This window comes from Fulvivirga ligni, from assembly GCF_021389935.1.
GTDB lineage: Bacteria > Bacteroidota > Bacteroidia > Cytophagales > Cyclobacteriaceae > Fulvivirga > Fulvivirga ligni.
Map to the genome: position 1 here is coordinate 5,150,356 of NZ_CP089979.1, position 25,257 is coordinate 5,175,612.

Sequence of the window (25,257 nt, forward strand, 5' to 3'; positions counted from 1 at the left end):
AATGAGCATAGACTTTAACATGCTCAACTAAACGAGGGTGAATAAAGTTTGTAGCAAATTCCATGTGAGAACAAAAAATTTAATTATTACACATGAAATCGACATTAAAAATCAGAGGCGATTTTACACCCATCGCTGATGAATTTTTAATCAAAGATTCCATGTGACCGATGTAAAATAGAATAAATACACATGAAAATTATACCCGCAATAGACATTATTGATGGTAAGTGCGTTCGCTTAACTCAAGGCGACTACGATCAGAAAAAAATATATAACGAGGATCCTTTAGAGGTAGCCAAATCTTTTGAAGGTGAAGACTTAAAATATTTACACCTGGTGGACTTAGACGGCGCCAAAGCCGGAAAGGTGATTAATATAAAGGTGCTGGAGAAAATAGCATCTCAAACATCTCTGGAGATAGACTTCGGGGGCGGCATAAAGTCGGATGAGGATATTGAAAAAGTTTTCAGTGCTGGTGCCAGCAAAGTTACCTGCGGAAGTATAGCAGTAAAGAATCCTTCGAAGGTTTCAGAATGGCTGGAGAAATACGGATCAACAAAACTTATTCTCGGCGCCGATGTGAAGGACAAAATGATCTCAGTAAGCGGATGGACTGAAAAAACAACCTTATCTATTGAAGATTTACTGCACAAGTATCTGGATGATGGCTTACAGGAGGTGATCTGTACGGATATTGCTACCGATGGTATGCTTACCGGACCTAACGTAAAACTCTATCAAGAGCTATTAAATATTTTCCCTACCATAAAGCTTATTGCCAGTGGTGGTGTTAGTTGCATGGCAGACTTGCACGAGCTAAGAGAAGCAGGATTAGAAGGAGCTATTTTAGGCAAAGCCATATACGAAGGAAAAGTTACCCTAAGAGAACTAAACGAATTCCAGAATGCTTAAGAAAAGAATAATTCCTTGTCTTGATATTAAGAATGGACGCACAGTAAAAGGTGTTAATTTCGTTAATATCAGAGATGCCGGTGATCCGGTGGAGCTCGGTGCCTTATATGCCGAACAAGGTGCAGATGAACTGGTGTTTTTAGACATCACTGCTACTAACGAAGGTCGTAAAACCTTTAAAGAATTGGTTAAGGACATTGCCAAACATTTAAATATCCCTTTCACCGTTGGTGGTGGTATCAGTCATGTTGAAGATGTGGCTCCCCTACTCTATGCCGGTGCTGATAAGGTTTCTGTAAATTCTAGTGCTGTTAAAAGGCCGGAGTTAATAGATGAGCTGGTGGCAGAGTTCGGAAGCCAATGTATAGTAGCTGCGCTCGATGCCAGGTTTGTAGATGGTGAATGGATTATCCATACTCACGGAGGCTCTAAACCAACTGAGAAGGAGTTATTTTCCTGGGCCAGAGAAGTAGAACAGCGCGGTGCTGGTGAAATTTTATTTACCAGTATGGATCATGATGGCACCAAACAGGGTTTTGCCAATGAAGCATTGCGCAAAATGGCTAGTGAGGTCAGCATACCAATCATCGCTTCCGGCGGTGCGGGCACTATGCCTCATTTCAAAGATGTATTTGAGCAAGGAGATGCCGATGCAGCCCTAGCAGCCAGCATATTTCATTTTAAAGAGATTGGCATCCCAGAGTTAAAAGATTATTTAAGAGAAAACAATATAGCGGTAAGATAAATGGACAGTCTACAACCAGATTTCAACAAGCAAAACGGATTAATACCAGCAGTAGTACAGGATTATTTCACCAAAAAAGTACTTATGCTCGGATTTATGAACCAAGAGGCTTTTGAAAAAACACAACAAGAGAATAGAGTAACCTTCTACAGCAGAACTAAGGAGCGTTTATGGACTAAAGGAGAAACAAGTGGCAACTTCCTGGAAGTGAGATCAATGGCTTTAGATTGTGATAATGATACCGTTCTTATTCAAGCTATTCCGGCAGGGCCGGTTTGCCATACAGGTACAGATACCTGCTTTGGAGATGAAGCAAACACTTCAACCGATCTGGGATTTCTTGAGTCAACCATTCAAAATAGAAAAAACAATCCACAAGAAGGATCATATACTAATTCCTTGCTTAACCGAGGCATAAATAAAGTAGCTCAGAAAGTGGGTGAAGAGGCAGTTGAGCTAGTCATAGAAGCCAAAGATGATGACAAAAAACTATTTCTTAATGAAGCAGCTGATCTGATGTATCACTACCTGGTTTTATTGGCAGCCAAGGATTTTACCCTTAACGATGTAATTGAGGTACTTAAAGAGCGCCACAGCTAAGCTACTTGAAATAATGTCAGGTAGCTTACAACATTTCACGGGTAAGCACACTATCCTTGCAGGAAATACAATCTGAATGACGAAGAAAACTACAATAGGAGGATTTCCTTTTGTTTCCTATGAAAAGGAAACTTATGAGGAAAATGAGGTAATAGATAGAAGCAAGCAGTTTTATCTGTGGCTTGACAAACGCAGAACTGTGCGGGATTTTTCCGACAAGCCTATTCCAAAGTCAGTGATTGAGAATATCATAATGAGCGCCTCCACGGCTCCCTCCGGTGCACACAAGCAACCCTGGACTTTTTGCGTGGTGAGCAACCCTGAACTAAAAAAGCAAATCAGGATAGCCGCTGAAAAAGAGGAAAAGGAAAGTTACGATAACCGCATGAGTGAGGAATGGCTTCAGGTCTTAAGGCCGCTACAAACAGACTGGCAAAAGCCATTTTTAGAGGTAGCTCCATACCTGATAGTTGTTTTTAAAAAGGCCTATGATCTGGAAGAAGATGGTACCAAACACACCAATTACTATGTAAATGAATCTGTAGGCCTAGCCTCCGGGTTCCTACTTGCTGCCATTCATGATGCTGGGCTGGTGGCTCTAACACATACGCCTAGCCCTATGAACTTTCTAACCAATCTTTTGGATAGACCTGCTAATGAAAGGGCTTTCCTTTTAGTGCCCATGGGCTATCCGTGCTCGGAAACCTTTGTACCTGATATTCACAGAAAAAAGCTTGAAGAGGTTTGTGAATTTTATGAATGAGCCTCAAGTTTTTTCTTAAGGGATAGCAAAAGACGCTGCTCAAAATCACTGATTATGCTATTGGCCCAGAGATTGGCATAGCCATTCATTTTAGATTTTATGGAATATTCACAGGTCAAAGTAAGCCTGGTAGAGTCACCTACTGGGTCAAGAGAATAACTAATTTCTACAAATTGGAAGATTTCACTCTTTAAAATATGCTGATCAGTAGGTTCATCTCTCATTTGAGATTTAGATAAATTGACGTGAAATGACATCCTTTTAAGCGTGTCATATTCTACCACGGTCTCATTCAAAATGAGATCGTCAGTAAAATAGCCCAGACGTGTTGTTTCTCCGTTCACGTTGACTATTTCTGATCTCACAGACCTGGGAATACCAATAATGTTGTAAAATCCTAAAGAGTATTCATAAGACCGAATTTCAGGTACTTCCAATAAAATAGCCCAAACTTCAGTTGGAGATGCCTGGATATAAATTTCATTCTTGGTTTCATAATGATCCTCTCTATCTTCAAACACTGACTCTATCGGTGCAGTGAGTACAGGAAGAAACACTATCATTAAAATCTTCTTTGAGTCAGCATCTTCTAAATAGCGTGAAACAAACCAGCCAACAATGCCAACCATCAGCAAGAAAGGAGATGATATTATTATGATGCAGATCCAATCTTCGATACCACTAGAAACTGTACAAATGAAGAATAAAAGCACACTGAATATAGGGTAGAAAATTGCCTTCCACTTCTTCTCAACTATTTCTTTTCTATTCAGGATAGTGGTATTACAGCAACCGCCCAGAAAAAAGTAACACTATAAATGCTCTCTGAGAAAATTAGGGATGGTTCGGGCTCGCATAAATAACGCCAGAACAACCCGTAAATTGCACCTAATGAAATTCCTATCAGTGGTAGATACTTTTTCAAATCAGATTTATTGCTTGTCAAAAAATTATGGTACTTAACTCATCATGAGGAAGGTTAAATATCTATTATACCTTTCAAATAATACTTAATGAATAAAAACCATAGATTATTTAGTTTCAGCTTTATTAAAATGCCAACTATCTATGAAACTAACTCAATTTTACTGCTTTATAGGTTTAGTTCTTATGATCTCAGCCTGTAATTCACCTAAAGATAATAGCTCAGAAGTAGAGAGCAAGCCAGATATTTCAAAAGTTTATGAGGACTACTATCAGGATCGATTAAAGTTCTATCCACTAGAAGCTACCTCTGCTGGTGATAATCGCTATAATGACACTTTACCCAATAACATATCTCAGGAATACCTATCCCAACTCAAGTCCTTTTACGAAAACTATCAGCAAAAACTGGCTGAGTTCGATAAGAGCAGCTTGTCAGCTACAGATCAATTAAGCTATGACATTCTTGAATGGGAATGCAACATCAACCTGGAAGGACTTAAATTTACTACTGAGCTTACTCCACTGGATCAATTCTGGAGCCTGCAAATTATGATGGGCCAGTACGCCAGCGGAGCTTCGGCACAACCATTTAAAACTGAGGATGATTATGACAATTGGCTCAAAAGAGTAGATGACTTCATGGTTTGGTGTGATACCGCCATGGTAAATATGACCAAAGGGATGGAAACAGGATGGGTTCTTCCTGCGACTCTCACCAAGAAGGTCATTCCTCAGATCGCTGAACTCGATCATGGTCCTGTAGAAGAGCATCTTTTCTTTTCACCCGTTAAAAATCTTCCTGAAAGTTTCAACGATGATCAAAAGGAGAAATACACAGCAGCTTACAAAAGCATGGTTGAAGAAAAGGTTATCCCAACTTTCAAGAAGTTGCATAGCTTTTTAGAAGAGAAGTACCTGCCAGCCTCCAGGACCACATCAGGGGCATCTGCGCTTCCTAATGGCGATGAATATTACAGCTATCGCATAAAGCAGTTTACGACTACTGAGCTTTCTGCAGACTCAATATTTAATCTGGGTATGAGTGAAGTAAAAAGAATTTCCAGTGAAATGGAAGAGATAAAAAATGATGTGGGCTTTACGGGTGACCTGAAGTCATTCTTCAACTATGTGCGTACCAATAAAGAAATGATGCCTTATGACTCTGCTCCTCAGGTCATTGCTCACTTCAATGATATATATACGACCATGAAGCCCCAGTTAAAAAACTTATTTGACCTAGTGCCTAAAACACCGTTTGAGGTAAGAAGAACTGAAGCTTTCCGTGAGGCTTCTGCCAGTGCGGAGTATAATCCTGGCTCCATTGATGGCACACGACCTGGCATTTTCTATGTGCCTGTGCCCGATGCTGCGGCATACAACATCTTCTCAGATGAGTCATTATTCTTGCATGAAGCGATACCTGGGCATCATTACCAAATATCTTTACAGCAGGAAAATGACAAATTACCTGAGTTTAGAAAAACATTATGGTACAGCGCTTACGGTGAAGGCTGGGCACTTTACAGCGAGTCTTTAGGTAAAGAATTAGGCCTTTACATCGATCCGTATCAGTATTTTGGTATGCTTAGCGCTGAAATGCACCGCGCCATTAGATTGGTGGTGGATGCAGGAATGCATTCGAAAGGATGGACGAGAGAGCAGGCTATTCAGTTCTCGCTAGAGAATGAAGCTGAATCTGAAGCCAGCATTATCTCGGAGATTGAAAGATATATGGCTATGCCAGGCCAGGCACTTTCTTATAAGATAGGACAGCTTACCATTTGGGAGCTTAGAGCCAAGGCTCATGCAGAAATAGGACCTGACTTTGATGTGAAAAAGTTTCACAACCAGGTACTTGAGTCAGGATGTGTTCCATTGGCCTTATTAGAAGCGAAAATCAATCAGTGGATAGAGAATGAAAAACAATAATCAATTTATAGCATCTCGAATTCTTCAAATCGGGGTGCTTTTTTTCTGTAAAATTTAATGTATGAAGAATAGTATTTTTAAAACTGATTTCAACCTCAACACAGCCAATGCATGGCTATTACTTTTGAGAATAGCCATAGGAGCATTAATGCTTACCCATGGCCTACCCAAATTACAAACACTACTGAGCGGCGGGGAAATACAATTTTATGACTGGTTAGGTTTGGGAGCTACCTTTTCGCTGGTATTAGCTGTATTTTCAGAGGTAATTTGCTCGGCTCTTATCATTATCGGTTTAGGTACCAGACTGGCTACCTTACCATTGATTATTACCATGTTAGTAGCCATATTTATGGTACATGCCGGCGACCCGTTTGGTAAACAGGAATTTCCTTTATTATATGCTTTAATCTATAACACATTATTGGTTTTTGGCAGCGGCAAATATTCCATAGACCATTATTTAGGGAAAAGTAAAAGAATGTATTAAATCAGAATTTATAGATCAAAAAAAAGAGGCTGCAAATGCAGCCTCTTTTTTTTAATCTATAATCTATTTCTTCCTACCAGAAGAATGCATATAAGAATGCAAGAATAATCAATATAATAAAGGCAGAAATGTTAAATGCTGCACTTGTTTTAAACAAGCCACCAGATACATCAATTCCTTTAGGATCATCCTGTCCTTTTGCTTCCATATAGCTAACAGCACCTATGATTACTAATGATAGAATACAAGTAATGAACATTTGGTGCATGAATGGAATATTCACAAACATAGCTGACTCTAGCCATCCGTTAGGGCCTACTTTGAAGTAAAGGGCAATCGGAATAGATGCTAACACACCAATGATAGCTGCGTTGTTAGTAGCTTTTTTCCAGAATAATCCAGCCAGGAATACTGCCAGGATACCAGGGCTCACTACTCCAGTATATTCTTGAATAAACTGGAATGCCTGACCTAAATTACCTAATGCAGGTGCAATGATAGAAGCAATAACTAGCGCCACGAAAGCAGTTGTACGACCAACGTTTACTGTTTGCTTGTCATTAGCATTCTTATTGATATATGGCTTATAAATATCCATAGTAAAGATAGTAGCCGTAGAGTTTAGCATAGAAGCCAAAGATGATACGATAGCTGCTGCTAAAGCGGCAAGCACTAAACCTTTAACACCACTTGGCACCAAGTTTCTGATTAACCATGGATAAGCGTTATCATTAGCGATGGTTCCATCTAAACCAATGAATCCTGAAGAAACAGTTTCTGTAGTAAGAGAACCAGAAGCATCTGCATTTAACACATAAGCAGCAATACCCGGAATAACCACGATTAAAGGAATGATAAGCTTTAAGAAACCAGCGAAAGCAATACCTTTCTGAGATTCTTTCAAACTCTTAGCAGCCAATGTTCTTTGGATGATATACTGGTTGAATCCCCAATAATAAAGGTTAGCAACCCACATACCACCTACAAGTACAGCAAGACCTGGAAGATCCCACCATGCATCTTTTCCATTCGGCGTTATGACCTCACCTTTCTCCAAAATCATAGAGAATTTCTGAGGGACTACCTCATACATATGCTTAAGGCCTGCTATAACGCCACCACCTGGCACTAATTGGTCTAAAGCAATATAAGCAGTAATTAAACCACCTATAATCAATAATACTACCTGTAGTACATCCGTCCAGGCTACAGCCGAAAGACCTCCCCATAAAGAGTATGCAGCCGCGAATAATGCCAAACCAATGATGCTTATCATCATGTAGTCTCCATTACCCGTACCTACAATAGTGTCTAAAGCCTTAGCTCCAAGATACAATACTGATGTAAGGTTTACGAACACATATAGTGCTAACCAGAATACTGCGAGAATAGTCTTCAGGTTAGTGCTATACCTTTTTTCGATAAACTCAGGTATAGTATACAGTCCTTTTTCAATAAATACCGGCAAGAAAAATTTACCGACAATGAGAAGTGTAAGTGCTGCCATCCACTCATAAGAGGCTATGGCCAAACCGATGGCAAAACCTGAACCAGTCATACCTATAAACTGCTCAGCAGAGATGTTGGCAGCAATAAGTGACGCTCCAATGGCCCACCATGGTAACGATTTACTTGCGAGGAAGTAGTCCTCCGCATTTTTTTGATGTCCCTTTTTGTCTCGAGACACATAGAGGCCTATTCCGAGAATTAACGCGCAATAAGCCACAAAGATCACAATGTCTATAGTTTCAAAATTCATTGAGGTGAAGTGCTTTTAAAATGTAAGGGTTTTACGATTTTAGTTAAAAATAAACGTTTCAATGTGCTCTGGACACATTTCGGGGTCTAATTTGGCCTAAATATGCAGTACTTCAAAGTATTAATGTGTTTTTCTTCACATTCTTTATATGGCCGGTGACACTTCTCAAAATATAAAATATGGCCCATAATCATTCTCACAGAATTATAGATTCTAGCTATAATACCTATGTAAAAATTAATGGCTTAATCATAATCCTTAGAAAGAAACTCACGTTATTAGAATAAAACACTTACACATGGCTCGAACCGTTCTTACTTACTATCATAAAAGAGAGGAAATCCTCAATGTTGTCACTCATTTCGTTGGTTTAGTGCTGAGTATAGCGGCTCTTACGCTGCTGATAGTATATGCTTCAATCTATGGCAACGCCTGGCATATTGTAAGTTTCACCATTTTTGGTAGTAGCATGACTGTGCTCTATCTGGCATCTACGCTGTACCATGCGGCTAAGAAAAAGTCCGTAAGAAGAAAGCTGAATGTATTTGACCATGCCGCTATCTACCTAATGATTGCAGGCACCTACACTCCATTTTGCCTGGTGGCCATCCAGGGTGCCGTGGGTTGGACCTTTTTCGGAATTACCTGGGGCTTGGCCGTTATCGGGATTGTGATGAAGTTTTTCTTTACAGGAAGGTTCAACACCTTGTCCACCGTAAGCTATGTTCTCCTGGGCTGGATTGCCGTATTCTTGGCTAAGCCTTTATTAGAAAACTTATCTACACCGGCTTTGCTTTATTTACTGGCTGGTGGTGTTTGCTATACAGTAGGTGCTATCTTTTATTCAATTAATAAGATCCCCTATAACCATGCAATATTTCATTTCTGGGTATTAGCCGGGTCTATGCTACATTTTGTAAGCATATTTTTCTACTTACTCTAACTCATCTACCTGAGAGGTGAAATTGATTTTATTGACAAAGATCACACCTCTTCGGTTGCTTAGATCTTCTCTATTTTTATTCCTCACTTTCTGATAGCCCCAAACAATAAAGCTATTACCAGCAAGGTGCTCGGCACCACCTATACCGTCGTAATCATGATCCAACTCATCATCTTCATATAACAGACTGATATCCAATTCATTTTCGGCGATAAGATCTCGCTCGTCTGCCAGTTTATAGTTAAACTTACCCTCCGACTTATAGAGCATTTTCACATCCCTTCCCACTACATCATAAGCCATAACCTTTTCTAGTGAGTAAGAATCAAGATCATCTATAGGCAGGCTGTTATCCCAAACCACGTTTCCTTTTAAATCTATCTTAAACACAATGGATTCCAGATACTTAAAATGATTAGCCTCATTAGATCCCTGCATAGCTACCGGTCTTCTTATATACCTTTGCTCCGCCATAGTACCATTTAGCTGACCAATGCTGGCAGGATTAAAGTAAGGTGAATACATATTAGCCACGCTGTTATTTCTCTCATATCTTGGGTCATATACTTCTGCAGCCACCAAAAAGCCATCCCTCACCTCCTTCACCTCATGTAAATAAAGCTTTGCGCTATAATTAAAATCCTTTCCACTGTTTTCCTTTCGCTCTATTTTACTCTTCATACGCTCGGCACGCTTCTCTCCCATGTAATCGAAATAATGCGTTAGATCATCATAGCCAACATATTGAATATCTTCTTTTTGATCAGAGGGCTTTACCGAAAGAAAGAAAAATCCCTGCGCCGAATTGTTACCTCCTCTTCCATAAGTACCGGTTACAGCCAGATTCCCATTCACAAAATCAGTGACTTTCGCATCTACTAAAGAATGATGTGGGGGCACCACTATCTCCTTCTCAAACAGCATTTTACCAGCAGGGCTGTAAGTCCTCACCCGCATATAATGGCCATCATAACCTTTTTCCAAGGTCAATACACTGAAGGTGCCATTCTCATTAGATCTTAGGTGAAGAACATCACTCTTATCTTTAAAATACCCGGGTATCACGTCGAAGTTCTCCTCTCCTAACCTATACGAAAGCAAAGTAGGACTGAATCTCACATAACCGGCAAACACTATGGTGTTTTCAATCACGGTCATATGAGAAAGCTCCAGTTCTATCTCATTTTTGATTTCAAACTTATCTATACTTCCTGTAAGGATATTAACCGAAATAATATGAAAGTCGCTCTTCACACCATCTCCATCTCTAAAAACCAGCAGCAGATGCTCTTTGTATAAATCGTAGCCTTTAAATATGAAGTAGCTCTCTATTCCCACTTCAAAATTAAGCCTTTCTTGAAGCAGTGTGTCTAAAACTACTACCTGCCAAATGGTACCTTCATCTCGTCGGTGCTCTTCAGTTTCCTGAAAAATAACCACACCATACTCACCAGCAGATAATACTTTGGCAAAATCATAACTATTTTTCTTCTCCAGTTCATAGCGAGTTGGCTGACTTACTTGCGCACTAGCCACAAAAGCTCCAAGAAGCAAGAAAAACGTTAAAAGGTTAGATTTCAAAGCGTTAAACACACACATAGCAACAGATTAAGTAAGTATTTCACCTAAAATATACAGATTATAATACATTCTAGCACCTGAACAACAACTAAATTAGAAAAGATCTAAATCAAGAACAGCCTCTAAAAATAGTGCAGTCATAGAAATGTTTCGTTTATTTTGTAGTAACGATAACTAGACTGACACCCTTTGGATAATAAATCAATAATAAAGCTGCTTAAAACTACAGCTCAACTCATGGAGCTTCACGGTGAAAATGAGTTTAAGATCAAGAGTTATAATAATGCCATTTTTAATCTTGAAAGAGAATCTCTGGCACTGGCTGACCAATCTCTGGATGAGCTTGCCAAGATCAACGGCGTGGGAAAAAGTATAGCAGCGGCTATTAATGACATTAATACTGAAGGAAGACTGCCCATCTTAGAAAAATATCTTTCTGAAACTCCTGAGGGAATCATCGACTTGTTAAGCTTAAAAGGCATCGGTGCTAAAAAGATCAGACAGCTATGGAAAGATCTTGAAATCAACAATAGCACCGAACTGCTAGAGGCGATTGAAGAGGGCAAGCTGGCTAAACTAAAAGGTTTTGGCGACAAAACACAACAGAACATTAAAGAGGCCATCCTTTTCAAAGCCATGCATAAAGGCAAATTGCTATATGCTGAGGCTGAGGCTGTGGCCAATGAACTGCTAAAGCAACTACAATCAACCTTCTCAAATGACATTATCGCTATAAGTGGTCAGATAAGAAGAAAAGTTGAAATAGTGGAAGAGGTTCTTATCTTGATAGCATCTGAGGCTGAAGGCCAGGTGCGATCTTTCCTGAATGAGTATGAACCCATAGCTAGCGACGATGAAAAGAGTAGTCCATATAACTGGAGAGGCTTTTTACCTGGTTCTGAAACACCAGTAAGAGTTCGATTCTGTGAAAAATCTGACTTCTACAAAGAGCTGTGGATAACCACGGGCTCCATTAATCATATACATGCCGTGGTGAAAGACGGCAAAAGTCTACTAGAAATCATTAAAGATAAAACCGTAAGCTCTGAAGAAGACATTTATGCTGCAGCAGATCTTCCATTCATAGCTCCGGAATTACGCGAAGGTGATTTTGAGATAGAAATGGCAAAAGCTAACACGTTGCCAAAACTCATAGAGATGGATGACCTGAAAGGCATCCTGCATAATCACTCTACTTATAGTGATGGAAAACACACTTTAAGTGAAATGGCTGATTATTGTAAAAAGTTGGGTTATGAATATCTGGGTATTACAGATCATAGCAAATCATCTTTTTATTATGCCAACGGCCTCTATGAGAACCGGGTAAAAGAGCAGCAAGAGGAAATAGACCAACTGAATGCTGGTTATTCTAACTTTAAAATTTTTAAAGGTATAGAATGCGATATACTTCCTGATGGCTCGCTTGATTACGGCACCGATACTTTGGCTACTTTTGATTTCATTGTAGTGTCTATTCATTCGGTATTAAACATGGATATCGAAAAGGCCACGGCAAGATTATTAAAAGCTATCGAAAACCCTTTTACAACTATCTTAGGCCACATGACGGGCAGATTACTTCTGCAGAGAGATGGCTATCCGGTAGACCACAAAACAATTATAGATGCGTGTGCCAAGCAAAACGTAGCTATTGAGATTAATGCACACCCCAGAAGACTTGACATCGACTGGAGGTGGGTACATTATGCCCTTGAACAAGGCGTAAAGCTCAGCATTAATCCTGACGCACATGCTAAGGAAGGCTATCATGATATGTACTACGGCTTATGCGTAGGGCGTAAAGGTGGTCTTACTAAAGAAATGAACCTGAACAGTATGTCATTAAGTGAAATAGAAAAGTTTTTTAGTACCAAAAAGAAACAAGCGCTAGCTAGCGTGTAACAATGTTGATATGACAAAAATACTGATAATACGATTTTCATCTATTGGTGATATCGTACTCACTACTCCGGTTATCCGAAATGTGAAAACACAGGTCGAAAACTCGGAGATACATTACTGTACGAAATATCAGTTTAGGGATATTGTGGAGCATAACCCCTATATTGACAAGATACATTACCTTAAGGATAGCCTCAGTGACCTGGTCTCAGCGCTTAAAAAGGAGAATTATGATTACATCATAGACCTGCACAAAAACCTGAGAACCAAGATTATAAAAACACGACTCAGTGCGAAGCACACCTCTTTCAAAAAGCTGAACCGTGAAAAATGGCTGATGGTGAATCTAAAGATTAATAAACTCCCTAACAGGCATATTGTAGACCGATATATGGAAACTGCGAGGCCACTGGGAATAAAAATGGATAACCTGGGGCTGGACTATTTCATTCCTGAAAAAGATCATGTGCCTTTAGAATGGCTTCCAGAATCTCATAGAAAAGAGTATGTAGCCTATGCCATTGGCGCCCAGCACAATACAAAAAAGCTACCTTTAAACCGTATGATTGAGCTCTGTGATAAGATCAACAAGCCGATTGTATTGCTTGGAGGACCGGGTGACAAAGCTACCGGCGATACCATAGAGAAATTCTTTGAAAGAACCGAAAAGTCAGAACCTCTGGAAGAAGGTCTGGTAAAGCTTAATAAGAAAACTATTATCTATAATGCTTGTGGTAAATTTAACCTGAACCAATCAGCATCATTGGTAAAACAGGCCAAATATATGTTTTCACATGATACTGGCCTTATGCACATTGCTGCAGCTTTTAAGAAGGATATCTTCAGCATTTGGGGTAATACCATTCCAATGTTTGGCATGTATCCTTACAGAACCCACTTTACTATATTGGAAAATAATAAATTAGATTGTCGTCCTTGCTCGAAGATTGGGTATGAGAAGTGTCCAAAAGGTCATTTCAAATGCATGAATGACCTTGTGTTTGACTTTTATTTACCTTAGATAAGCTCTTTTACACTTTCAGGAGGTCTACCAACCACTGCTTCATCACCTTTCACTACGATGGGTCTTTCCATCAGTTTTGGGTGATCAGCCATTGCTTGTAGCCATTCATCATCTGAAAGTTCTTTTCCTTTAAACTCCTCTTTGTAGATGGCCTCACCTTTACGGATGAGCTCTTGAGGCTCTACGCCCAATTTATCTACAACTTCCTTTAATTGAGCTTTACTCAAAGGAGTCTTTAAATATTCAACCACCTCCACATCAGCACCGTTCTCTTCGATAATCTGAAGGGCCTGTCGGCTTTTGCTACATCTTGGGTTATGATAAATAGTAAGCATAATTAAGATACTTTTTCTATTACCAGATTGTGGTTAGTGTAAATACAAATATCAGCTGCAATGTTAAGAGCTTCTCTCACCATTTCTTCAGCAGAAAGATGTGTAGCATGTTTTTTCAATGCCAAAGCCGCACTCTGAGCATACATAGAACCACTACCAATAGCCGCCACATCATGATCAGGCTCTAATACATCGCCTGTACCAGATATAATCAATACCTCGTCCTTATCAGCAGCTATAAGCATAGCTTCTAATTTTCTCAGATATCTATCCATGCGCCAGTCTTTTGCTAACTCTATAGCCGCACGCTTCATACTACCACCATAGCTGTTGAGCTTTTCATCAAACCTTTCCAGTAAAGTAAAAGCATCAGCAGTAGACCCCGCAAAACCAGTAACAATCTTTCCATTCTGCAGCTTTCTAATCTTTTTCACATTCCCTTTAGCCACATAGTTTCCCATTGTAGCCTGACCGTCAGCTCCTATAGCTACCTCGCCGTTATGTATAACTGCTAATACAGTAGTTGATCTTACTTTAATTTTTCCCATAAGTCTATTAAATAAATAACCCTGATAGTAAAAGAACTACCAGGGTATATTGTTTATTGTGTTTTGTATTTTTAAACTAAAAGTCTTACCGGATTTTCCAGCAATTCTTTCAGTGTTTGTAAGAAGGCTGCTCCCATGGCTCCGTCTACCACTCTGTGGTCTGAAGAAAGCGTTACTTTCATCACGTTACCTGGTACTAGCTGACCGTTTTTCACCACAGCTGTTTGCTTAATACCTCCCACTGCCAGAATACATGCATCTGGTGGATTAATGATAGCTGTAAATTCTTCTACACCAAACATTCCTAGGTTAGAAATTGTGAATGTATTTCCTTCCCAGTCACTTGGTTGAAGTTTCTTACTGTGAGCCTTACCTACAAGGTCTTTCACCTCAGCAGAGATGTGAGATAGGGATTTGTTATCAGCAAACCTGATTACAGGCACTAATAAACCTTCCTCTACCGCTACAGCTACACCAATATGAATATGCTTGTTAAATCTAATTTTATCTCCTAACCAGCTAGAATTGATTTTCGGGTGTTTTCTCAACGCTGCACTTACAGCCTTGATCACCATATCATTGAAACTGATTTTCACTGGAGAGTACTCGTTCATAGACTTTCTTGCTTCAATAGCAGCGTCCATGTTAATTTCCATGGTTACATAGAAATGAGGAGCAGTAAATTTACTTTCAGCTAAGCGCTTACCAATGGTTTTTCTCATTTGAGAAACGCTTATCTCGTCATAACTCTCTTCTCCTACCACCTGAGGAATGCTAATAGCTGATCCTTCAGCTGAAGTAGCAGCCTGAGTTGGTGCTTGAGCAGCAGCAGGTGTATAGTTCTCAACGTCTCTTTTTATGATTCGTCCATGATCACCAGAACCTTTTATCTTAGTGATATCATAGCCTTTATCCTCTGCCATTTTCTTGGCTAATGGAGAAGCAATTACTCTTCCATTGCTACTTGCAGCAGGTGCAGATGATTTTTCTTCTGTTGCAACAGGCTTAGACTCTTCCTTCGGAGCTTCTTTCTTAGCTTCCTTTTTCTCAGAGCTACCACCTTTTTGCTTGCTTTGGTGAGCCTTCAAAAGCTTCTCATAATCAGCTCCTTTTTCTCCCACTATAGCTAGCACGCCATCAACTTCTACAGAATCACCTTCTTCAACACCAATATATAAAAGAGTACCATCTTCATAAGACTCTAATTCCATAGTAGCCTTATCTGTTTCCACTTCAGCCATGATGTCTCCAGAAGAAACTTTATCACCAACTTTTACTTGCCAGCTAGCTATGGTTCCTTCTGTCATGGTATCACTCATTTTAGGCATTGTGATAACCATGGCATTTACATCAGAAGCATCTATTTCTTCAGCTCCTTCATCATCAGACGAAGAATCTTCACTTTTCTCTTCTTTTGGTTCACTTTTAGATGAGCCTCCACTTTCTACATCTTTCAGCAGATCGCTTATATCTTCACCCTTCTCTCCAATGATTGCTATTACACCATCTACTGGTACAGCATCCTTCTCTTTTACGCCAATATGAAGTAAGGTACCGTCTTCATACGACTCCAACTCCATAGTTGCCTTATCTGTTTCTACTTCTGCTAAAATATCGCCCGATTTTACCGTGTCACCCTCCTTCACTAACCAAGACGCGATCACCCCTTCTTCCATGGTATCGCTCATTTTGGGCATACGTATTACTTCTGCCATAGGTCTCTTTTAAAAATTTTGTGTCCAAAAATAGGGGTTAAAATCCCTTTATTCAAATAAATGATTTTTATTTTGTAAGGTTTTTAAAAATTGATGTTTGCCAGCAAAAATTCCACCTTAATACCACCGGCACTATAGGTACTTGCCTGAGCAGAAGTGACCCTCACGCCCAATGAAAATTCCGGAGGAAAACGCAGGAAATTCACATCAAATAGAAAATCTGCTCCTATGGAATTAAAAGTACCCTGAGCTTTCAGCTGCCTTCTTTGCTCATAATTAACCACATCGATCTTGCCATACCCATAATCATAAAACAGATTAGCTCTTAGTCGCTTAATATTTAAAATAGGACCTAAAGCCACATCAGGATACCATAGAGGCAGGGTATAGTTAAATGATAAAGAATAAAAATCCTCCCAGGTACTATGAGAATACCCCCTTGGTAATGGTATTTGATTCCTTAGTAAATAAGTATCGTTAGATAATGTATCTACCTTCCATTTTTTGTGCTGCAGAGCGCCTCTTACATAAAAGGAATGATTTTTAAGAATACCCGGGAAATACAGAGTGAGTCTGGCCGCTGTTTGTCCAGCATCATAATCAGCCGTGAAAGGCGATGATGTATGAGAAAAAGCGATAGACTGCCCCCATTTACTATTTATATCCCTGGCACTTTGCTTTAGAAGCCTATAATAACTTAAGCCCACTGCATTGGTAATTAAATTACCATTGGCTTGCTGATCAAGGAAAGCCCTATCCTCCTGATTGTAATCAGAAACTTTGGTCAGTTCCACTTCATTACTAACCTCTAACTGACTATGATACTTAGAACGTGTAAGCAACAAAGGCAATCTTACCCCGGCACTGGCTTGAGTTTCCTTCCAATTAAAATCTACATTTTGAGGTTCACCATCAACTCTCACGGTTTCTGTGGATGATCTATCTCCTTTGCTTACGGATAAATCAAAGATGGGAAACCAGCCCTGGTAGCTAACATTGGCTGAGGCATAGCCCGTTTTCTCCTGAATATCATAAGTATAGCCTAATGAAATGTCTGTGGTGCTTAAAACATTTCTCGAAAAAACCCCTAGTTGAGCTCGCGTTAAATCAGTGGTAGCATATGGCCCCCAGCTATGGATATTAAAGGCATGTCCTAACTTACTGTAATTCTTTTCTTCATATTCCTTCTTCTCTACATTGGCCAGAATATCCTTATGTCCTTCTTGCTCTACCAATGGCTCGTAGTACTTAAGACTTCGATCTTCTACATTCTCCAGAGCCTTCCAGTTTTCTGGTTGAAAGGGCACCTTTACTACATCAAAGCCATCAGCCGTGTAATCATTATAATAAATCCATTGGCCTTTTCTTGAAATACTAGGATTATAAGCTCCGAACTTACTACTCGTAACCTGATAAATACTACCGGAATTGATGTTCTTAGCATAGATGTTATCAATTCCATTATAAGGTGAGTTGTAAAACAGCCACTCTCCTTGCAATACCGGATGTCCTACGTTTTCGTCACCAGCATCCATTAATACTTTTTCAGTTCTTGACTTCAGGTCAATACTTACAATCTGCTTTTTTGAATCGCTGATTTTTAAAGCCACAACCTGATCTCCTGAACTGTCCCAACGTGCCATGGCATAAAGAGCATTATCAGGATCTGAATATTTATCCTGCTCATTACCAGAATTATAATCTATCACAGCTAGATAATTTTTACCTTCTTCAGAATTGGCGGCTGCCACTATTCTCTCTCCATCAGGTGAAAGTGCGGCAGAGGTATATCTACTTTTGCGAGTAATAGTTTTAGCTTCACCACTATTAAAATCATAAGCCTTTATTACGCTGTAGTTCTTCTGTCTCCACCTGGGATCATAGTTGTATTCATTCCAAACCAATATATCATTCTCCAGACTGAGCATACCACCCAGATTCATGATGCCTGGAGTAAACACCCTTGTCTCCTTACCCTTTTCATCCAACTGTACGATGGTTTGAATATCCGCAATTCCAGATTTTAATGCTATTACACCGCCATTGCTAAGCTCCTGAGGAAACTGATAATCAGTGAACCCTTCACCCTTTCTGTTATTTACTCTTTCAAAAGAAGATAATTCTAATCCCTTAAGTTGTTCCGTCCAAAGGCCATCTAACTCATCCATCATATGATTATAGCTAGGAACCAGAAAACTGCCTGTATGGATTTTCATACTGTTGGAGAACATAAAAGGCACAAATGGCCAGAAAAATGAAGTATGTGAAACATCTTCCCAAACGTTCTTATCCTGCTTTTCTCTCCTTAAATGGGTAACGAAGTGATAGCCCAGCACATAGTGATTAGGTATAAAATCTTTATATGATCTAAGGTGCTGCTTATGGTAGTTGTATTGTTTCTTATCCAGAAGATTCGCCCTAAAAGCTCTGTTAAAAGAAGGCATTCTTCCTCTGCCGCTAGAAGTAAAAGCAGTTTCTGTAGCTACGGCGTCACCTTCCCAAAACCAGGGTGGTGCTGCACAATAGGCCATAGCTGCCTGAGTATTCTCACCAAATAAATAATAAAGCACTCTATTAAATCCTGTCTTACTGTGCTGATACTGAATAACATGCCTAAACTCATGCACCGCCAGCAGATCTAACCATTCATTATTGCCAATGAAATTATAATCCTGAGGTGGCATAGTTTGAAACTCTGACCTTCTTGGCCCTAAGGTGACAAAGCCATTCGAAACAGCATTCTTATTTTGAAGCACAATAGATATCCTCTTTGGAGGCTTATCTCCCATACTTTCAGACTCTGGCTGGTGTAAACTTTGAAGCTTATTAGCCAGATCCTGGGCATTACCAGAAAAGTTTTCAGGATAGATTACTCTAAACCCAGGCGTTACAATTTGCTTCCATTTTACTGATGGCGGATTGTTCTCTAATACCTGACCCTGAGAATTTGCGTAGAAGGAGAATAGGAGAAATAATATTAAGTAGTACCTCATGATTAAAGACAGAATATTTGGCCAAATTAATACTTATACAAATAAATGTACCACTTACTAAAATAAAACTCCTTTTAAACAGAAAAGAATAATATGATTCACTTATTATTTATAATTTAAGTCTCCAAAATATTAAACATCATTAACAAATGTGCTTTATGAAGAAATTACTAATGAGTTTTTTCCTTATCTCACTGGTGCTTTTACAGGCCTGTGTAGATTCAGGAGAAAGTCAGATGTCAAAGGAAGAACTTTCCATTGATTATGAAAAGATGACTTTACCCAACGGACTTGATGTAATACTACACCAAGACAAATCAGACCCCATAGTGGCTGTAGCCATACTTATCCATGCCGGGTCTGACCGCGAAAAGCCAGGAAGAACGGGATTTGCCCACTTCTTTGAACATATGCTTTTCCAAAGATCTGAAAACGTGCCTGAAGGCGCATTCTTCAAAAACATAAACGAATGGGGTGGCACCTTCAACGGAGGCACCTGGACAGACGGCACTGTTTATTATGAAGTGGTACCAAAAGATGCTTTAGAGAAAGTACTCTGGATGGAGTCTGATAGAATGGGTTATTTTATTAACTCAGTGACTACAGCCAGCCTTGAAGGTGAAAAGCCAGTAGTACAAAATGAAAAACGTCAGCGTTATGATAACGTGGCTTATGGTAACACCAGTGCGGTGATCAACAAAGCACTTTACCCGCCATCACATCCTTATAACTGGTTGACTATCGGTGAATTAGAAGACCTTCAAAACGCCACTTTAGATGACGTTAAAGAATTCTACGAAGAATATTATGGTCCAAACAACGCTACATTGGTGTTAACTGGTGATTTCGATAAAGAATCAACCAAAAAATTAATTGAGAAGTATTTCGGTGAGATTCCTTCCAGAGGTACAGATAAACCACTTGATCCACAGCCAGTAAAACTAGATTCAACCATCCAGATCTACCATGAAGACAACTTTGCCAGTCTTCCTGAATTAAGATTAACCTGGCCTACGGTAGAGCAATATAACAAAGACCAATGGGCGCTGGATGTATTGGGAGATATTCTTTCTGATGGAAAGAGAGCACCTCTTTACAAAGTAATTGTAGAAGAAGGTGAATTAGCTCCGGATGTAAGTGCCTATAACAGCTCAAACGAACTTGCAGGAACCTTTACTATTAGGGTTAGAGCCAATGCAGAAGTAAACTTAGATACTGTAAAAACAGAAGTTTTTGCTGCCCTTGCCAAGTTTGAAAAAGAAGGAGTCAATCAAAAAGATCTTGACAGAATTAAAGCCGGTTTAGAGACCAATTTCTATAATGGTATTTCCAGTGTGCTAGGTAAAGCCTTCCAACTGGCCACTTATAATGAATTCGCCGGTAGCCCTGATTATGTAAAGACAGACATAAAAAATATCAAAGCTGTGACAGCTGAAGATGTTAAGGCTGTTTATGATAAGTACATCAAAGGAAAGCATTATATCCTAACCAGTTTTGTACCTAAGGGGCAGACAGCCTTAGCTGTAGGTTCTAGTGCAAAGGCTGACATAAAAGAAGAGGCCATTGTTCAAAATGAACAGACCGCTGTAGTAGATCAGGAACCTTCTGATGACTACGCCAGAACTGAAAGCTCTTTTGATAGAACAATAGAGCCAGAATTTGGTGAGGCACCATTACTTACCCCTCCTACCATCTGGACTAGCGAGCTATCGAATGGCATGAACGTTTATGGCATTGAAGCTACTGAGTTACCGCTGGTTAACTTTAGCATTCGCATAGACGGTGGACATAAAGCTGACGATCCTAATAAAGTAGGTGTAGCTTACATGATCACTGATCTTATGATGGAAGGAACAAAAAACAAAACTCCTGAAGAGTTAGAAGATGCCATCGGCCAGTTAGGTGCAAACGTAAACATGTACACATCTAACGATGCCATCACCATTTCTGCTAACTGTCTTTCTAGAAATTATGATTCTACACTTGCCTTAGTTCAGGAGATTCTACTTGAGCCAAGATGGGACAGCAAAGAGTTTGAAAGAATCAAGAAAGCCGCCGTTAACCGCATACAGCAGAGAGATGTAAATCCTAACTCACTAGCTGCTATGGTTATGGATGTAAAACTTTACGGAAAGGACAATATTTTAGGTAAGCCTATCGCGGGTACTATAGAATCTATTGAGTCTATTACCTTAGATGATATGAAGGCTTATTATAACAAATACTTCTCTCCTTCTATCGCTAACTTCCACCTGGCTGGAAATATATCTAAAGATAAAGTAAAGAGCTCAGTGGCCTCTTTAGGTGAAAACTGGGCTTCAAAAGAAGTAAGCTTTCCTGAGCTAAAATCTAACCCTGTGCCCGAAACTCCTCAGGTATATTTCGTAGATGTACCTCAAGCCAAACAATCAGTAATTCAGATTGCAAGATTAGCAGTAAGCGGAAACGGAGAAGATTATTTCCCATTAACAGTGGCTAACTACAGACTTGGAGCCGGATCTGGAGGCAGATTATTCCAAGTGCTAAGAGAAGACAAAGGTTATACTTATGGTGCTTATTCTTATGTAGAAAGAAATCCTTATATGGGTGCATTTGTAGCCAGTTCAAGTGTTAAATCGAACGTTACCTTAGAAGCTATGGAAGCCTTCAAAGAAGTAATAGGCACTTATGCTGAAACCTATACCGATGAAGACCTTGAAAAAACAAAGAATGCGTTAATCAAACAGAATACTCGCAAGTTTGAGACCTTGTATTCATTGGTAGGTATTCTTCAAACCATTAGCGAATATGACTTGCCTTTAGATTATATTGATAAGGAGCAGGAAACACTTCAAAATATGACTGTAGAAGATGTTCAGGGCCTTGTGCAGAAATATATGGATTTGAACAAAATGACTTATGTAATAGTGGGTGATAAAGAGACTCAGCTGGAAAGACTTAAGGTAGATGGCATAGGAAGCCCTCAACTAATAGACAAAACCGGTGAGGCTACAGAGCCTTCTATGTAAGAAGAGAAATTAATTGATACTAAGCCGATTGCCTTTTTGGGTGATCGGCTTTTTTTGTGAGAAACATATTAGGGATAACCAACTGAAAGAAGGAGCCATTTTTAGAAGTACTGATCAGCTCCACATGCCCGTTTAACTTATGAGCCGTGATCAATGACAGGTAAAGCCCCAATCCCGACCCTGTAGATAGCTCACTCCCCCTGAAGAACATTTCAAATATCTTCTTTTCCAGATTTGAGTTGATTCCGATACCGTTATCCTTTACATCTATGGTAAGGTTATTTTGATTCACCTTTACTTTAAGATCAACCCTAGAGTTAACAATGGCTGACTTATACTTTACAGCATTGTGAATTAACGGCGAAAGACATTTTTCTATCAAATATGTGTCACTGGTAAAGGGGCTATCAATGTCATATTCACAGTTTATCTCCACACCTGATTTTTCTAGTCTCAAATCATAGATAATCTGTGATACTAAAGTTTGAATATCTATCCTCCCTAAATCTACCACTGCTGAATCTATCAAAGCCAGGTGATTAATATCTTCCATCAGATCGTTTTGCTTCTTCATGGTCGCCTCGATCAATGATAGGCATTCCATCTGCTGAGAATTAGCATCTCTTTTAATCAGGTCTACTAAACCTAAAATCGTAGAGATGGGCGCCTTCAGGTCATGTGAAGTTTTGTACATGAGGTGATCATACTCATAACTGACACGCTTCAGCCTTCTATTATCATTGATGGTACTGGGGATGTCATGAATAATGATAAATGCAAGCGGCCCATTATGATCTACCAGCTGAATTTTGATTTGCACTGCCCTTAGAACCCCATGCCTGTTCTCCACTCTGCACTCCTGAACAATCTTCTCTCCATTCAGGAGCTTCCTCCAGTAAGATTCCCAAGTCAGTATAGAAATCTCTCTTACATATTTAAAAATCTGATGCTCGTAAAGATAATCTTTCGATTGCCCTAGTAATGTGGCGCAGGCATTGTTTACAGCCATAATATCACCTTGCTGATTTACCCAAAGCAGGGTATCATTGAGGTTATCCAGTGCATCAGCACACTGATCTGAAAGGTTTAGATTCTCTCGCAATGGCTTTTTGGTTTAATTTAAAAAAGACTCAAAAAAACAGAAGCAAGGGCCAGGCCCATCGTAAAAAGAAGTACTAGCGAATTATCAATAAGCCGATTGTTCATATTGACCTTATTTATTGTACTATACAAATATGGCAGGATAAAAAGGCTTTTATGTAAGGGTTGATTCTTAATTGAGAAAATACGTATTACACGTATCCTCATTTTTTGGCAGGAAAAATCACAATAAAGAGAGAAAAAATTGTTAAACGAAAAAAGAGCGTCTGTTGCCAGCACGCTCTTCTTTTACTTAACTAATCAACCTAAACCCTAATCTTAAATATCTTTAGTATCTTTTACTTTCTCTGCTTTTGAATACGTAGGACAGGTATATGCACTACAAGATGAGAGTACTACTCCCGCACAAAATATTATTAATACTGCTACTATTTGTCTCATCAAATCTGTCCTTTTGTTGAATGATTACAATACAAATGTATAACAGATCAAAGTCTTATAAATCAGGGGAAATGCGTAATTTAAGATGTAAGTGATAACCCCTAAACCCTTGGTATTTACCTAAGTAAGAAGCTATAAATCTGAAATGAGCGAGGAATATTAGAGAGGGGTATAAAAACGAACAGTCGGGACCTCTCCCGACTGTTACCATGATTAATCTAAACCATTAATCAACCTAAACCTACTCTTAAAAATCTTTGTAAAGTCAGTTAAAAAAATAAACTGGATTTGTGTATTGTACTACGATGCAAACCTACGTGTATTCTAAAAATAAACTATAGGCATTGATACTTAATTTTTTAAATACGTGTTTCCCTTATACACCTCTATCTGGTTGGTAATGTACTGTTTACCTTCCATCATATGGTTAATGGCGGCCACCAATTCATCAGAGAAAGAGTGAACTAGTAAATAGCCTGCAGCACCATTACTTAATATACTGTTAATCAGAGGTTCTTCAGTGTAATAATCAAGTACCAGGGAAGGCACATTGGCGAAGTTTTCGTAATTCACTACGGTATTCAAAAAGTCCATACCAAGCGAAAAAGTATCTACTATAATTAAAGATGGAGCGTAGATATGATCAAGATTGGGTGACGACAAATCAGGAGACGCCAGATAAAAATTCCATTTCTGAAATAAATCCGGTTCCAGACATTCAAACACCTCGTTTGATCTACTAAAAAATACTATATTTTTTTTCTCATTCAATCTAATACAGTTCTCCAGCTTATCACAAAGCTATAGGAGAGATGTTAAAAAACGTTAAGGAGATATGCGTATTTCCACATCTAAGTGAAACACGTAGATCGTACGTTAAATATCATCAAAGAGCTCGTTCTTTATGGCGTAAAGCACCAGGCCTGTAGAGTTTTTGGCTCCTGTTTTCTCTAAAAGATTTCTCTTATGCACCTCCACCGTACGCACGCTGATAAAGAGCTTGTCAGCTATTTCCTGATTTGAATATTCTTGTAAAATGAGTTTATAAATTTCCTTTTCCCGAGGCGTAAGCGGAGTGATTACCGCAGATCCACGGGTTTTAGTCTTCTTCTTGGCCAAATTGTTCATCACCGTCTGCCCTACCTCGCTGCTATAGTAAATATCATCATTTAGTATAGTATCTATAGCATTTCGCATCTCTACATCATCGCAGCTTTTAAGAATATATCCACTGGCTCCGGCATCCATCATAGCCTTAATGTGCTGATAATCATTATGCATGGTCAAAGCCAACACCTTCACATCACTTCGGATTTCCATGATTTTCTTGGTGGCTTCTATACCATCCATTTCATCCATGTTAATATCTATAATTACCAGATCCACCTCATTATTTTCAACGGCCTTGATCGCTTCAATACCGTTTGAGGCCATTCCTATTATTTCATAGTTTGAGTCATTCTCCAAATACATTGCCACACCATCTCGCACTACTTTATGGTCATCTACTATAAGTATCTTGGTTGGTTCCATGT

Annotated in this window: 20 protein-coding genes; 10 read left to right on the plus strand and 10 right to left on the minus strand. The window is 39.2% G+C overall.

The window, feature by feature from the left end; all coding sequences use genetic code 11:
* The first annotated feature begins 192 nt into the window (after positions 1-192).
* The 4 genes from hisA (at position 193) to LVD16_RS21610 (ending at position 3,023) form a co-directional block, all read left to right on the plus strand.
* The gene (hisA, locus tag LVD16_RS21595) at positions 193-915 is read left to right on the plus strand and encodes a 1-(5-phosphoribosyl)-5-[(5-phosphoribosylamino)methylideneamino]imidazole-4-carboxamide isomerase (RefSeq protein WP_233770368.1); all 723 of its coding nucleotides are present in this window, start codon (positions 193-195) and stop codon (positions 913-915) included.
* Positions 908-1,660 (plus strand): imidazole glycerol phosphate synthase subunit HisF, encoded by a 753-nt coding sequence (hisF, locus tag LVD16_RS21600; protein WP_233770369.1) that lies wholly within the window; start codon positions 908-910, stop codon positions 1,658-1,660. Before hisA ends, hisF begins: the two co-directional genes overlap by 8 nt.
* The gene (hisIE, locus tag LVD16_RS21605; protein WP_233770370.1) at positions 1,661-2,260 is read left to right on the plus strand and encodes a bifunctional phosphoribosyl-AMP cyclohydrolase/phosphoribosyl-ATP diphosphatase HisIE; all 600 of its coding nucleotides are present in this window, start codon (positions 1,661-1,663) and stop codon (positions 2,258-2,260) included.
* Positions 2,261-2,336: 76 nt separating this feature from the next.
* Positions 2,337-3,023: a nitroreductase family protein gene (locus LVD16_RS21610; protein WP_233770371.1), complete on the plus strand. Its 687-nt coding sequence runs from the start codon at positions 2,337-2,339 to the stop codon at positions 3,021-3,023.
* On the opposite strand, the gene LVD16_RS21615 is transcribed toward LVD16_RS21610, so the two are convergent.
* A complete protein-coding gene (locus LVD16_RS21615) occupies positions 3,014-3,736 on the minus strand; it encodes an SRPBCC family protein (RefSeq protein WP_233770372.1) in 723 nt (240 codons plus the stop codon). The genes LVD16_RS21610 and LVD16_RS21615 overlap by 10 nt on opposite strands.
* Positions 3,737-4,091: 355 nt before the next feature.
* On the opposite strand from LVD16_RS21615, the gene LVD16_RS21620 reads away from it, so the two are divergent.
* Both LVD16_RS21620 and LVD16_RS21625 read left to right on the plus strand, forming a co-directional pair.
* Positions 4,092-5,879, plus strand: coding sequence for a DUF885 domain-containing protein (locus tag LVD16_RS21620; RefSeq protein WP_233770373.1), 1,788 nt, complete (start codon positions 4,092-4,094; stop codon positions 5,877-5,879).
* A 61-nt stretch (positions 5,880-5,940) separates the two neighbouring features.
* Positions 5,941-6,369 (plus strand): DoxX family protein, encoded by a 429-nt coding sequence (locus LVD16_RS21625; protein WP_233770374.1) that lies wholly within the window; start codon positions 5,941-5,943, stop codon positions 6,367-6,369.
* 73 nt (positions 6,370-6,442) lie between these two features.
* Here LVD16_RS21625 and LVD16_RS21630 read toward each other — a convergent pair whose 3' ends face one another.
* Positions 6,443-8,128, minus strand: a complete 1,686-nt coding sequence (locus tag LVD16_RS21630; protein ID WP_233770375.1) for a sodium/sugar symporter — start codon at positions 8,126-8,128, stop codon at positions 6,443-6,445.
* 298 nt (positions 8,129-8,426) lie between these two features.
* On the opposite strand from LVD16_RS21630, the gene trhA reads away from it, so the two are divergent.
* On the plus strand, positions 8,427-9,071 hold the full coding sequence (gene trhA, locus LVD16_RS21635; protein WP_233770376.1) for a PAQR family membrane homeostasis protein TrhA: 645 nt from the start codon (positions 8,427-8,429) through the stop codon (positions 9,069-9,071).
* Here trhA and LVD16_RS21640 read toward each other — a convergent pair.
* Complete coding sequence (locus tag LVD16_RS21640; RefSeq protein ID WP_233770377.1) at positions 9,063-10,670, minus strand: hypothetical protein; 1,608 nt, start codon at positions 10,668-10,670, stop codon at positions 9,063-9,065. The genes trhA and LVD16_RS21640 overlap by 9 nt on opposite strands.
* A 171-nt stretch (positions 10,671-10,841) precedes the next feature.
* Between LVD16_RS21640 and polX the strand changes: the two genes are divergently transcribed.
* Together polX and LVD16_RS21650 are read left to right on the plus strand one after the other, a co-directional pair.
* On the plus strand, positions 10,842-12,557 hold the full coding sequence (gene polX, locus LVD16_RS21645) for a DNA polymerase/3'-5' exonuclease PolX (RefSeq protein ID WP_233770378.1): 1,716 nt from the start codon (positions 10,842-10,844) through the stop codon (positions 12,555-12,557).
* 10 nt (positions 12,558-12,567) lie between these two features.
* Positions 12,568-13,578, plus strand: coding sequence for a glycosyltransferase family 9 protein (locus tag LVD16_RS21650; RefSeq protein WP_233770379.1), 1,011 nt, complete (start codon positions 12,568-12,570; stop codon positions 13,576-13,578).
* Here LVD16_RS21650 and arsC read toward each other — a convergent pair.
* The 4 genes from arsC to LVD16_RS21670 all read right to left on the minus strand — a co-directional run bounded on the left by arsC (position 13,575) and on the right by LVD16_RS21670 (position 19,172).
* Positions 13,575-13,916 (minus strand): arsenate reductase (glutaredoxin), encoded by a 342-nt coding sequence (arsC, locus tag LVD16_RS21655; RefSeq protein ID WP_233770380.1) that lies wholly within the window; start codon positions 13,914-13,916, stop codon positions 13,575-13,577. The two genes, LVD16_RS21650 and arsC, sit on opposite strands and share 4 nt — an antisense overlap.
* 2 nt (positions 13,917-13,918) lie before the next feature.
* Positions 13,919-14,464: an ATP-dependent protease subunit HslV gene (gene hslV, locus LVD16_RS21660; RefSeq protein ID WP_233770381.1), complete on the minus strand. Its 546-nt coding sequence runs from the start codon at positions 14,462-14,464 to the stop codon at positions 13,919-13,921.
* A gap of 71 nt (positions 14,465-14,535) precedes the next feature.
* Positions 14,536-16,179, minus strand: a complete 1,644-nt coding sequence (locus LVD16_RS21665) for a pyruvate dehydrogenase complex dihydrolipoamide acetyltransferase (protein ID WP_233770382.1) — start codon at positions 16,177-16,179, stop codon at positions 14,536-14,538.
* Between the two features lie 83 nt (positions 16,180-16,262).
* Positions 16,263-19,172, minus strand: coding sequence for a ShlB/FhaC/HecB family protein (locus LVD16_RS21670; RefSeq protein ID WP_233770383.1), 2,910 nt, complete (start codon positions 19,170-19,172; stop codon positions 16,263-16,265).
* A 158-nt stretch (positions 19,173-19,330) separates the two neighbouring features.
* Between LVD16_RS21670 and LVD16_RS21675 the strand changes: the two genes are divergently transcribed.
* The gene (locus tag LVD16_RS21675; protein ID WP_233770384.1) at positions 19,331-22,180 is read left to right on the plus strand and encodes a M16 family metallopeptidase; all 2,850 of its coding nucleotides are present in this window, start codon (positions 19,331-19,333) and stop codon (positions 22,178-22,180) included.
* Positions 22,181-22,199: 19 nt separating this feature from the next.
* On the opposite strand, the gene LVD16_RS21680 is transcribed toward LVD16_RS21675, so the two are convergent.
* From LVD16_RS21680 to LVD16_RS21690, 3 genes are all read right to left on the minus strand, one after another.
* Positions 22,200-23,282 (minus strand): PAS domain-containing sensor histidine kinase, encoded by a 1,083-nt coding sequence (locus LVD16_RS21680; RefSeq protein ID WP_233770385.1) that lies wholly within the window; start codon positions 23,280-23,282, stop codon positions 22,200-22,202.
* 791 nt (positions 23,283-24,073) lie between these two features.
* The gene (locus tag LVD16_RS21685; RefSeq protein WP_233770386.1) at positions 24,074-24,493 is read right to left on the minus strand and encodes a response regulator transcription factor; all 420 of its coding nucleotides are present in this window, start codon (positions 24,491-24,493) and stop codon (positions 24,074-24,076) included.
* Between the two features lie 105 nt (positions 24,494-24,598).
* Entirely contained in the window at positions 24,599-25,255 is a 657-nt protein-coding gene (locus LVD16_RS21690; RefSeq protein ID WP_233770387.1) for a response regulator transcription factor, read from the minus strand.
* Between the last annotated feature and the right edge of the window lie 2 nt (positions 25,256-25,257).

Bases quoted from the DNA above. Each gene is read 5' to 3' on its own strand.
- hisA (WP_233770368.1), top strand. From the start codon at position 193: ATGAAAATTATACCCGCAATAGACATTATTGATGGTAAGTGCGTTCGC.
- hisF (WP_233770369.1), top strand. From the start codon at position 908: ATGCTTAAGAAAAGAATAATTCCTTGTCTTGATATTAAGAATGGACGC.
- hisIE (WP_233770370.1), top strand. From the start codon at position 1,661: ATGGACAGTCTACAACCAGATTTCAACAAGCAAAACGGATTAATACCA.
- LVD16_RS21610 (WP_233770371.1), top strand. From the start codon at position 2,337: ATGACGAAGAAAACTACAATAGGAGGATTTCCTTTTGTTTCCTATGAA.
- LVD16_RS21620 (WP_233770373.1), top strand. From the start codon at position 4,092: ATGAAACTAACTCAATTTTACTGCTTTATAGGTTTAGTTCTTATGATC.
- LVD16_RS21625 (WP_233770374.1), top strand. From the start codon at position 5,941: ATGAAGAATAGTATTTTTAAAACTGATTTCAACCTCAACACAGCCAAT.
- LVD16_RS21630 (WP_233770375.1), bottom strand. From the start codon at position 8,128: ATGAATTTTGAAACTATAGACATTGTGATCTTTGTGGCTTATTGCGCG.
- trhA (WP_233770376.1), top strand. From the start codon at position 8,427: ATGGCTCGAACCGTTCTTACTTACTATCATAAAAGAGAGGAAATCCTC.
- LVD16_RS21640 (WP_233770377.1), bottom strand. From the start codon at position 10,670: ATGTGTGTGTTTAACGCTTTGAAATCTAACCTTTTAACGTTTTTCTTG.
- LVD16_RS21650 (WP_233770379.1), top strand. From the start codon at position 12,568: ATGACAAAAATACTGATAATACGATTTTCATCTATTGGTGATATCGTA.
- arsC (WP_233770380.1), bottom strand. From the start codon at position 13,916: ATGCTTACTATTTATCATAACCCAAGATGTAGCAAAAGCCGACAGGCC.
- hslV (WP_233770381.1), bottom strand. From the start codon at position 14,464: ATGGGAAAAATTAAAGTAAGATCAACTACTGTATTAGCAGTTATACAT.
- LVD16_RS21665 (WP_233770382.1), bottom strand. From the start codon at position 16,179: ATGGCAGAAGTAATACGTATGCCCAAAATGAGCGATACCATGGAAGAA.
- LVD16_RS21670 (WP_233770383.1), bottom strand. From the start codon at position 19,172: ATGAGGTACTACTTAATATTATTTCTCCTATTCTCCTTCTACGCAAAT.
- LVD16_RS21675 (WP_233770384.1), top strand. From the start codon at position 19,331: ATGAAGAAATTACTAATGAGTTTTTTCCTTATCTCACTGGTGCTTTTA.
- LVD16_RS21690 (WP_233770387.1), bottom strand. From the start codon at position 25,255: ATGGAACCAACCAAGATACTTATAGTAGATGACCATAAAGTAGTGCGA.